Genomic DNA, 11135 nt, shown 5'->3' with positions numbered 1-11135 from the left:
TTGAGCTATGATATTGTGAAGGCGCATGGCGGGGAAATTAGGGTGGAAAGCCAAGAGGGTAAAGGGTCGAATTTTATAATGGAATTACCTGTAAACCCAAGCTAATCTTTCCTTTCCAAAAGGATTTGATGAAAGCTTGTTAAAAAAGTGTATTTTAGAATTCGATTCCTCAAGTTGAATAAGGAATATTAGCCAATGGTCTTAGAAAACATCATTTCAATTTTCATCCTTAGGTACCTTCAAAAAAGGTTGCCGGATGCCGAGGCATACCTGAAATGGCATAAAATCCTAAAAGTTGGAATGCTGCTCGCAGTTACCTTCATAATTTTGGGTTATTCCCCTATAGGCAGTAGGGTTTTGATTCATGGGCTTTCTTTGGCTTTGGTGGGACTGATAATTTATGGGGTTTTTAAAGTACCTGAATTCAATCAGGCCAAAACTATCGCTTATGCGGTTTTGCCTTATTTGGGACTGTCCTTGGTCAGTGAAGTCATTGATATCATCAGTCCCAGTTTTTATGAATCCATAGAAACTTTGCTGGATACTGCAGGATTTTTTGCCTTTTTGTGGGCGGTTGCATTGTGGTACCTGTCTAGAAAGCAGAAAAAGGCTCTGGAACTGGAAAGGCAAAAGTCGGAAGAAAGGGAAAAGGAATATAGGCTTACAGAAAAAATCAAAGCCCAATTGGAAAAGGAAGTTGCCCAGAGAACCCAAGATTTGGTCAAGAAAAAAGAGGCGCTGGAAAAGGCATTGAACGAGTTGAAAGCTACCCAAGATCAATTGATCCTTTCAGAGAAGATGGCTTCTTTAGGGGAGTTGACTGCGGGCATTGCCCATGAGATTCAGAATCCTTTGAATTTTGTCAATAATTTCTCTGAGGTCAGCAATGAACTGATTCAGGAATTAAGGGAAGAATTAAAAAAAGACCACACGCAAAGGGATAAGGAAAACGAAGCAGATTTGATGGAGGACATTGCTCAGAATCTGGAAAAGATAACTTATCATGGAAAGCGGGCAGAGGCCATTGTCAAAAGTATGTTGCAGCATAGCCGCAAAGACAATGGAAAGAGAGAGCCTACTGATATCAATAAACTGGCAGATGAGTACCTCCGTTTATCTTATCATGGCCTGAGAGCAAAGGATAAATCTTTCAATGCAGATTTTAAATTGGAGTTGGATGAAAATTTGCCAATCCTCGAAGTAGTACCTCAAGATTTGGGGAGGGTATTGCTCAATTTGATCAATAATGCTTTTTATGCCGCCTCAGAAAAGAAAAAGCTATTGGAAGATGAGGGGGAGGGCAAAGATTTCAAACCAACGGTAGTTGTGACTACATCCTTAGAGCAAAAAGGGGTAAAAATTACGGTTAGAGACAATGGAAATGGTATACCCGAGGAGGTCAAGACCAAAGTCTTTCAGCCTTTTTTTACAACCAAACCAGCGGGAGCGGGCACAGGCTTGGGCTTATCAATGAGCTATGATATTATCACCAAAGGACATGGGGGTGATTTATCGGTGATTAGTAAGCCAGGGGAATATTCAGAGTTTATTATTCACTTAAGACAAGATTAATTGTATGAAAATATTGATTGTAGACGACGAAAAAGATGTGGAGATGCTTTTCCGTCAGAAGTTTCGGAGAGAGATTAGAAATGGCAGTTTAGAACTTGTCTTTGCATTTTCAGGTGCAGATGCCTTGAATATTTTAGAAGAGACTGACCCACCTAAGGTTGTATATGTTTTTTCAGACATCAATATGCCCGGCATGACTGGTCTGGAACTTTTGGAAAAAATAAAAACTAAATTCCCACAGATCAATGTGAGCATGATTTCAGCCTATGGAGACAGTGATAACTACAATAAAGCATTAACTTCTGGGGCTAAGGGGTTTTTCACCAAGCCTATTGATTTTGAATCGCTCAAAAAAGAGATTCAAAGTTTGATGGGATAAAATTATTCGGATAAGATGGCAAAAATATTAGTAGTTGATGACGAGGCAGATTTGGAAGTTTTGATCAAACAAAAATTCCGGCAAAAAATCCGTGCCAATGAGTATGAGTTTGTTTTTGCACAGAACGGAAGGATTGCCTTAGAACAACTCATCCAACATCCGGACACAGATTTGGTGCTTAGTGATATCAATATGCCTGAAATGGATGGCTTGACTTTGTTAGGCAAAATTCAGGAAAAAAACACCTTGCTAAAATCCGTGATTGTTTCCGCCTATGGCGATATGGAAAATATCCGCGTGGCGATGAACCGTGGAGCATTTGACTTTGTCACCAAACCGATTGACTTCAAGGACTTGGAGATCACCATTGAAAAAACCATCAATCACGTCAATGCGCTCAAGCGGACCATGCAAGCCTTGAAGGAAAACAATATCCTTCGCATGTATGTGGATGAAACCGTCCTCAATTTTATGGGGAGTAAAGAAGTAGAGACTTCTTATTTTGAAAATTTGACTTTAGAGGGTACAGTGGCATTTATTGATATCTGTGGTTTTACTGCAATCAGTGAAACAGAACCTGCGGATAAAGTGGTCAATATGTTGAATGCCTATTTTGATATCATCGTGAAGGAGATCATCAATCAGGAAGGCATTGTAGATAAGTTTTTGGGAGATGCGGTTATGGCTACATTTAAAGGTGATTACCACATAGACAGGGCATTGGATGCCTGTTTGGCCATTAGGAATTCGATTAAATCCGCCAATATTGGAATTGGTATTTCCAAGTTCAAACCTGAGGTTTCCATTGGGGTGAATAGTGGTGAAATGATTTGGGGAAATATAGGTTCAGCAGCATTGAGACGCCTGGACTATACGGTCATTGGAGACCCTGTAAATGTGGCTGCCCGATTACAGGCTGCCGCTGATAAAAGCCAGATTCTTATCACAGAAGATACCTATGAAAAGATAAAAGAATCTTTTGTATGTTCACTTGTCGGCGAAGTTAAGATGAAAAACAAACAGAAACCGGTAGTGGTCTATCAGGTTGAAAGCTGATTCATTTGGATCTAGGCCTAAAAAAACTGAAATAAGAAAATACTACGCTAATGAAAAAAATTCTATGGAAAACCATTTTTTCCCCGCGCTCACTAATCTTTACTATTTTGGGAGTGGCTTTTGCCATCATTGGATTGCAGGGCTTCATGGTACCCAATAATTTTCTGGACGGTGGAGTTACAGGGATTTCTATTTTGGTAAAGGCATTTGCTGATATTCACATCAGTATTTTACTGATTGTTTTTAACATCCCATTTTTAATTCTTGGCTTTAGAAAAATCAGTAAGACTTTTGGAGTTCAGGCCACTTTAGCGGTACTCTTGCTTGCGACCGGCATGTATTTTATCCAAATTCCTGTTTTTACTTCTGATAAAGTCCTCATTGCTGTTTTTGGAGGCTTCTTCATTGGTTTGGGAATAGGGTTTGTGATTAGGGGAGGGGGCGTAATTGATGGTTTGGAGGTCATTGCCCAATACACAGAAAGAAAGTCAGCTTTTACCTCTGGGGAAATCATTTTGGTATTAAACACATTAATCATCATAGGAGCAGCTTACAAATTTGGAATGGAGACAGGGATGTATTCTATCTTGGTCTATTTCACAGCCATGAAAACCACAGATTATGTGGTAGATGGATTCGAGGAGTTTACGGCACTGCATATTATTTCCAAGGATTCGGAACGCATCAAAAAGGCGATTGTGTTGGATTTTAATAAAGCCATCACCGTATACAAGGGAGAGCGGGGTTATTTGCCAAGTTCATTTGATATTAAAAGCGATTGTGATGTGATTATGGCCGTTGTGACCCGACTTGAAATTCATCGAATAAGGGAAGCTGTTAGCAGTATCGATCCTAAAGCCTTTATATATGTTCAAAGTATAAAGGAGGTAAGGGGTGGATTGGTAAGCAAAAATTGAAAAACCCTGTTGAGAAAGATGGATAAAGAATTCTTTGAAATGATGTATCGGCGTTTAAATGTCGGTTTACCTTTCTATTTAACCTACCATAATGTTTCCCATACGCAGTATGTACTTGATAAGGCGATTTATCTTGCAAAGACTGAGGGCTGTAATGAAGAGGAACTTCGGCTGATTTCTGTGGCGGCACTGTATCATGATGCCGGATTTCTGATAGGAATGGAAAACCATGAGGAGAAAGGGTGCAGATTGGTTGAGACAGAACTTCCGGAATATGGGTTCAGTCCTGAGGAAATTGAAAAGATCTGCGGAATGATTATGGCCACGAAAACCCCTCAGAATCCAGGAAATGTACTCGAGAGGATTCTTGCTGATGCGGATTTATTCTATTTGGGAACGGATCAATATTTTAAGATGAGTAGCTTGCTGAAAAAAGAATTGCTTCATTTAACTCCTTCTTTGGATGAGGAAACTTGGAAACAGATTCAATTGAATTTTTTAAAGATTCATCATTTCCATACTGATTTTGGAAAAAGTACCCTTGATCCGATAAAGCAAAAAAACGTTGAGCTTGTTATGGCTTCTTAAATTGCACACCTTTAAGAAATCAGTAAAACAATCCCCAAAATGGATCAGCGCACTAAACCAGAGGAAGAATTGGCCAATGAATTGGAAATCGGCCAAAATACCAGACAGGCTTTAATGGATAAAGTGGCTGCTTTTGCCAACCAATACCTGGAAGCTTTGCCAAAGGCCAAGGCTTATGACGGAAAAGAAGTAAATCAGGATGCTTTCACTATAGGAGAGCAGCCCAAGACCATAGAGGAAATTCTGACCATTTTCAAGGAGCAAGTTACTGAATCTGGAATCCGGGCTTCTTCTGGGAAGCATTTTGGATATATACCAGGTGGAGGCATTTACGCCTCCTCCTTGGGGGACTATTTAGCTGCCATTACCAATGAATATGCAGGAATTGGTTATGCTTCTCCCGGGGCAGTAGCCATGGAAAATGAAGTGCTCCATTGGTTGAAAAAACTGTTTTCATTTCCTGAAACATCCGTAGGAAACCTTACCTCGGGTGGCTCTATTGCCAACCTCATAGCTTTGACTGCGGCGAGGGATAAATATGGGGTTAAGAATGAAAAAATACCAAACAGTGTTATTTACCTGACCCCCCAGACCCATCACTGCATTCAAAAATCCCTGCGCATCATAGGCTTGGAGGATGTCATTATCCGTTATATCCCAGTCGATGAACGGTACAAAATGGATACAGAGGCTTTGGAAAGGCAAATTCAAGCTGACCAATCAGAGGGCCTATTTCCATATTTAGTGATAGGTTCGGCAGGTACCACCGATGTAGGGGCCATTGATCCTTTGGATGAAATAGGACAAATCAGCCAACGACATGGCCTTTGGTTTCATGTGGATGGGGCTTATGGAGGCTTTTTTATAATGACTTCCAAGAAGGACCTATTCAGAGGTTTGGAAAAAGCAGATTCCTTGGTCATTGATCCCCACAAAAGTTTATTTCTTCCTTATGGTATAGGGGCAGTATTGGTTAAGGATGCAGAAGCCGTATTGCAATCTAACTTGTATATGGCCGATTATATGCAGGATGCATTATCTGATGAACTGGCCAAAGACCCCGCCAATGTATCTCCCGAACTGACCAAACATTTCCGGGCATTAAGGATTTGGCTGCCTTTGCAACTGCATGGCATTGCTCCGTTTATTTCCAACTTGGAGGAAAAATTGTTGCTTACTACTTATTTCAGAGACCAACTCATCGGGGCCGGTTTTAGGGTTGGGCCCAAACCTGATTTGTCTGTAAGTTATTTTTGGTATCCTTATCAAGGAAACCAAAATACTTTTAACCGCCGATTATTACATTATATCCATGAAGATGGCCGGGCCTTTTTCAGTTCCACCATTTTGGAGGATAAGTTTGTCATCCGGATGGCCATTCTTTCATTTCGGACCAAAAAAGAAACCATAGGGCAGGCCATGGAAATGATCCTAACTTGTCTGGAAAAGACAAAGGAAGAGTTTGGGGCATAATCACGAAATGTCAAGGCTATTCAAGATTTGTAATCTTAAAATTTAGCTAAGGAGAATTTGCAATCCTCATCTTCCAAACTCTACGCTACCGCAAAAAGTCCTGCAATCTCCAAGCTTGTATATGCTTGATGCCTTGATTTGATGGTAATGTCATATCATCCAGTGATACAACAAACTTTTCATAGCTATCAGGGATAACTTCGAGAGGCCCATATTCCCTCTCCATGGTTTTCTCATCTGGCATCAAATAAGCACTTTGTATATAAATCCGACGGTCTCCTTTAGTTGCTACAAAATCTACCTCCTTATCCCCAATAGTTCCAACATATACCTGAAACCCTGCTCTTTTTAAATCTAGGTAAACAAGGTTTTCTAATTTATAACCCAAGCCATAACCGAAACCTGGGTAAAGGTAATTCTTGAAAGAAAGATCATTGATATAATACTTGGCATTACCTGAAATCGTCTCCTTTCCTTTAATATTGAAGCGTTCTACTTTGTGGGCAAGAAAGGTATCTGTTATAAAACCGATATAATTTGAAACAGTGTCGTAAGTGGTATTTCTATTGTTGCTTTTGAAGTAGTTAACAATGTTAATGATAGATATTAAGTTAGCGGCATTATTCACCAGAAAAATAAAAATATCCTCCAAAAGCCTAGGATCTTTGATGTTGTGGCGCTGGATGATATCTCTCAGGAGTACAGTGTCTTTGATGGCAGCAATGTAATTCCGCTTTGTTTCTTCATTGGGCAAAACAAATAATTCAGGCAAAGCCCCCCCTTCCATGTATTGGAGGTAGTATTGTTTAGAAAAATCTCCTGCTCTTATTCCTACAAACTCAGAAAAACTAAAAGGAAATATTTCAAAATTTATATACCTGCCAGATAGGAGGGTAGCAAGTTCCCCTGAAAGCATTTTTGAATTAGAACCGCTAACAAAAATCTCATACTGATCAGCAAAATCCTGTGAATGGGAATTTACAAAATGTTCCCAACCTTCTACATTCTGTATTTCATCAATAAGCAGGTATTTTTTTCCCTCAGGTTTAATCTGAGAAGTATAAAGATTCAGTAAGTCTTCTAAGTCTTTGTAGTTACTTATAAAATCAAATCCGATAAACTCCTTATTGATATATAAAATGTTTTTGGGATTTGTGCCTTCATCTACCAGCCTCTTGGCAATTTGCCTGAGCAGATAACTTTTGCCAACACGGCGCTGGCCTACGAGCACTTTGACCAGTTTATTACCTACATAGTTAAAAATATCATCTGTATAGTTATTTCGAGGAAATCCCAAAGCAGGAACATTTCCATCCCAAAAATTATATTTAGATAATATATCAAATTTTTCGTCCATACTCTAAAATTTTCTTTAAAAATAAGAATTTTCGTCCATACTCGAAAATTTTTATTCGATTACATAAATCTCCGAATATACTCGAAAAATTTTAGTGGCTTAAATTCTGCTGCCTTGGTACAAGCCTCCTATTTGGTAATTGCCATCCCGAACCCCGGAAAATGTGGATTTGCGGTCCTCCTATTCCAAACCATTTGAAAATTGAAATTTCCCTTCTGATCTCTCTACTTTTTTTATATTTATAGTATGAACAGGACATTCAACCCAAGCTTAATCCAAACTGCCTTGCAAAAAATGGTGGACAATAAGTCCACTTTTTCTGTGGCCATGAAAGTGGAAAGTGAAGATGCTTCTCTTTCCTGGTCTGGCGCTGCCGGTAGCATGCAAGTGGAAGATAAGTATTTCATTGCTTCGGTGACCAAAATGTATATCACAGTGCTTGTAATGAAGCTGATAGATGAGGGGAAGCTAAGTCTAGAAGATAAAATCAGTAAATATTTGTCGAGTGATTTATGCTCCAAACTTCATGTTTTCAAAGGAGTTGATTACTCGGATCAATTGACCATCAAGCATTTGATTTCCAATACCTCTGGCATACCGGATTATTTTTTTCACAAACAGGAAAATGGACGGACAGTTGCAGATGATTTGCTGGAAGGTAAGGATGAAGCTTGGCCACTGGAAAGGACCATTGGACTTATCAAAGGATTAAAACCCAAATTCAAACCTGGGACAAAAGCAGCTTACTCCGATTCGAATTACCAGCTTTTGGGAAAAATTATTGAGGAGGTTTCAGGGCTATCAATTCCAGAGATCATGAAGACGTATATCTTCGATCCCTTGGGGCTTAAAAACACCTATGTGTATCAAGATATATCGGATAACATGCCCGCTCCTTTTTATTATGGTTCTAAGAAATTATGGCTACCCAATTACATGACCTCTATTGGACCGGAGGGGGGAATTGTATCTACTGTTGATGAGGTGATGGTTTTTCTGAAAGCTTTTTTCGGAGGGATATTTTTCCCCAAAGAAAAAATAGCAAATCTAAAGGAATGGAAAATGATTTTTCCCCCTCCCGGACTTTTCCAATTTGGGATTGGCTTGGAAAAATTGTGGATTCCAAGAATTATGTTCCCCTTCAAATACCCTGGGGAAATACTTGGATTCTGGGGACAGACAGGCACTTTTGCTTTTTACAACCCTAAAACGGATTTGTATTTCTGTGGGGCTACCAATCAGGTCAATGGTAAGGGGCACCGAAAAGCCACAAGGCTGATGATAGACACTATAAAAAGCATGCTTTGAAACTGAATTTTGGACAAAAATCAATTGAATTATGAAAAAGCTGGTTCCTTTATTTCTGCTCCCTCTTTTCTGGAGCCAATCGTTCGCCCAGTCCCATCAGGTACCAACTTCAGATGGGGAGTTGCTCCACATTACGGTTAAAGGCAATGGGATACCCTGTTTGTATTTGCATGGTGGACCTGGAAGCGGAAGTTGGTGGATGGAAAAATTTATGGGAGAAGAGTTAGAGCAACATTTCACCATGATTTATTTGGATCAACGGGGAGTGGCCCGCTCTTCCGGAACAGAGAATAGTAATTATTTTATGGAAAGACTTGTCAAAGAATTTGAGGAAATAAGGGAGTTTCTCGGCATTGAAAATTGGCTTACCATGGGCCATTCCTTTGGAGGATTGTTACAAATGGGTTATGCACTGCGTTATCCGGAATCCATACGGGGAATGTTGATGATTAATACCGCACTTCATATGCAGGAATGCTTTGAGACCAGTTGGTGTCCCAAGGCCTTGGAGTTTTCAGGAAAAGCAGATGAATTATCTCTTTGTACAGATACCACATCACACTTTGTCGATAGATGGCAACAAGCGGTAGACTTGGTGAAGGAAGAAAATGTGTTTTGGAAAATGGGTTATGCCGAGGAAGAAAATATGCACATCATGAACGCCACATTTGGAGAAATACCTAATTGGAATGGAAATATGGGGAATATTGTGATGAACCTAACCGATTACCATATCAATTTCAAGCCATTGACTTCAAATGTACAGGCTCCGGTTCTCTTTTTTTATGGGAGATCGGATTGGATGATAGGTCCCAATCATTTCGAAGGGCTAGCTTTTCCCAATATGGTACTGTGGGGAAGTGAGGTCGGGCATATGCCTTTTATGGAAGGCAGGGAAGATTTGATGCAGGCCATTAGGGTATTTCTTGAAGCGCAGGAATTGGCGAACTTTTAACCAATATGGAAGAGGGATTTCAAATACCGAACTATAAAGAGTTTAATGACTACTATGCAGCAGCTAACACTCCTCTGAGGTCAAAAAATCATGAATTTAATGTCCTGAGGTTTTGTGATCTTGGGGAAGCACTGGTTCCAAGAATGGGACCATTCAGTATAACCTATTTTCAGGTTGCCATTGGCAGTGACCTGAAAGCAGCAGTGGGTGTTTTTGATATCCGGGAAGAAATTGAAGAATATACCATGGTCATTTATCTTCCCGGTCAGATTTTGTCCTGGGAGAAAACTGGCAATTGGGATGGGTATGTGGTCAATTTCAAGGAATCTTTCCTGAACCTGGAAAGTATGCCACAGCAAATGAACAGCTTTGGTTTTCTCCATAGTGTACAGCCTTTGGTCGTTCCGCTTAGCAAAAAGGAATATAAGCTGTTAAGTCAGTTTTTCGAATTGATGTTGCAGGAACAAGAGGAACTCGAAGAAGAAAACCTCCTGGTGATACGAAACCTGCTACAGGTCATGATTGTATAAACCATTCGCATCGTTTCAAAGGTAAAAAGTGATGGAAGATTTATAGCGCTTCAGTACCAAAGGATAGCCACTAAGTTTAAAGGATTAGTCTTGGACCACTTCCTACAGGATCGATCAGTAGCTTTCTATGCCACAGTTTTGGAAATCAGTCCAGCCTACTTGTCAGACGCTGTTAAAAAAGTATTTCAGACCACACCCAAAAACATCATCAACGAAGTCACCTATTTACATGCCAAAACCCTTTTGTCTTCCACAGATATGGGCATTAAAGCGCTTGCCTGGAAGTTGAGCTTTGATGATTACAGCCACTTTGTAAAATTCTTCAAAAAAATGAGCGGGCTAACCCCTGCAGCTTTTCGGAAAACCTTGAAAAAAGAGGGCTAGCGATTTTTCAACATTTTTTTACTTCAACATCACTTTAGCTCTACCTGATTTTTTACCAAAATCCCACCCTGTTTTTCCCATTAAATGTAGCTGTATTTATTGAAATTTACAGTAAATCAATGAGTTGAACACTTAAACCCCACTACGATGAAAGCGCAAACAATAAACAACCCTGAATTAAAAAGTTCTCCTCAAGCGGTTCCCAAGCACAATAAGCCTTTGGTCGGAAGGATGAAGTTTTACTACAAAAACCCGATTGTAGATGCCTACTTTTCTTACCTACTTGCTTTTGGTGCAAGAGGAGGAGCGGATGTAGGTGAAGCATTTGCCGCTGTCAGCAATGTCAGTCAATACGATACGGAAGCTTGGGTACGGGAACTGACCAAAGTGGCAGACCTCGCAGAAAAGGACGCAGAAAGAAGCTTCTCCCGTGGACATTTTATCACGGCCAGAGAAACTTTCCTAAGGGTGTATTACCTCAACAGGGCCGCCCTGTTTAACCTTAGTCCTGTCAAAGAAACCAAGCGTTATAGTGAGATTCTGGACCATGCAGTCGCAAATTTCAGAAAGGCTGCTGCCTTATTCAACCCTCCTATAGAACCCATTGAAATTGATT

At 40.0% G+C, this 11135-nt stretch carries 11 protein-coding genes and 1 pseudogene; 11 read left to right on the top strand and 1 reads right to left on the bottom strand.

The genetic code is table 11. The features are described 5' to 3' along the window. Positions 1 to 195: 195 nt before the first annotated feature. The 6 genes from QZT73_RS14300 to QZT73_RS14275 are packed head-to-tail and all read left to right on the top strand — an operon-like array spanning position 196 to position 5985. Positions 196 to 1572 (top strand): ATP-binding protein, encoded by a 1377-nt coding sequence (locus QZT73_RS14300; RefSeq protein WP_291784692.1) that lies wholly within the window; start codon positions 196 to 198, stop codon positions 1570 to 1572. 4 nt (positions 1573 to 1576) lie between these two features. Then, positions 1577 to 1951 carry a response regulator gene (locus QZT73_RS14295; protein ID WP_291784690.1) on the top strand — a complete coding sequence of 125 codons (375 nt, stop codon included), beginning with the start codon at positions 1577 to 1579 and terminating at the stop codon, positions 1949 to 1951. 15 nt (positions 1952 to 1966) lie between these two features. Next, positions 1967 to 3007 carry an adenylate/guanylate cyclase domain-containing response regulator gene (locus QZT73_RS14290; protein ID WP_291788839.1) on the top strand — a complete coding sequence of 347 codons (1041 nt, stop codon included), beginning with the start codon at positions 1967 to 1969 and terminating at the stop codon, positions 3005 to 3007. A 50-nt stretch (positions 3008 to 3057) separates the two neighbouring features. Then, positions 3058 to 3924, top strand: coding sequence for a YitT family protein (locus QZT73_RS14285; protein ID WP_291784686.1), 867 nt, complete (start codon positions 3058 to 3060; stop codon positions 3922 to 3924). 18 nt (positions 3925 to 3942) lie between these two features. Next, a complete protein-coding gene (locus tag QZT73_RS14280) occupies positions 3943 to 4512 on the top strand; it encodes an HD domain-containing protein (protein ID WP_291784685.1) in 570 nt (189 codons plus the stop codon). Positions 4513 to 4551: 39 nt separating this feature from the next. Further along, positions 4552 to 5985 (top strand): aminotransferase class V-fold PLP-dependent enzyme, encoded by a 1434-nt coding sequence (locus QZT73_RS14275; protein WP_291788838.1) that lies wholly within the window; start codon positions 4552 to 4554, stop codon positions 5983 to 5985. Between the two features lie 85 nt (positions 5986 to 6070). On the opposite strand, the gene QZT73_RS14270 is transcribed toward QZT73_RS14275, so the two are convergent. Beyond that, positions 6071 to 7342 (bottom strand): ATP-binding protein, encoded by a 1272-nt coding sequence (locus tag QZT73_RS14270; protein WP_291788836.1) that lies wholly within the window; start codon positions 7340 to 7342, stop codon positions 6071 to 6073. A 246-nt stretch (positions 7343 to 7588) separates the two neighbouring features. Between QZT73_RS14270 and QZT73_RS14265 the strand changes: the two genes are divergently transcribed. From QZT73_RS14265 to QZT73_RS14245, 5 genes and pseudogenes are all read left to right on the top strand, one after another. Continuing rightward, positions 7589 to 8650, top strand: a complete 1062-nt coding sequence (locus tag QZT73_RS14265; RefSeq protein WP_291778547.1) for a serine hydrolase domain-containing protein — start codon at positions 7589 to 7591, stop codon at positions 8648 to 8650. A 31-nt stretch (positions 8651 to 8681) separates the two neighbouring features. After that, the gene (locus QZT73_RS14260) at positions 8682 to 9605 is read left to right on the top strand and encodes an alpha/beta hydrolase (RefSeq protein WP_291788834.1); all 924 of its coding nucleotides are present in this window, start codon (positions 8682 to 8684) and stop codon (positions 9603 to 9605) included. A gap of 5 nt (positions 9606 to 9610) precedes the next feature. Next, positions 9611 to 10135, top strand: coding sequence for a hypothetical protein (locus QZT73_RS14255; RefSeq protein ID WP_291788831.1), 525 nt, complete (start codon positions 9611 to 9613; stop codon positions 10133 to 10135). Between the two features lie 90 nt (positions 10136 to 10225). After that, positions 10226 to 10519, top strand: coding sequence for an AraC family transcriptional regulator (locus QZT73_RS14250; RefSeq protein WP_291788829.1), 294 nt, complete (start codon positions 10226 to 10228; stop codon positions 10517 to 10519). A 147-nt stretch (positions 10520 to 10666) separates the two neighbouring features. Continuing rightward, positions 10667 to 11135 (top strand): annotated as a pseudogene (locus QZT73_RS14245) (ABC transporter ATP-binding protein); the annotation flags it as partial.

The sequence above is a fragment of the Cecembia sp. genome (assembly GCF_007126775.1).
GTDB lineage: Bacteria > Bacteroidota > Bacteroidia > Cytophagales > Cyclobacteriaceae > Cecembia.
Note: the sequence above shows the minus strand (reverse complement) of the source record. Positions and strands in the feature narration are given on the sequence as shown.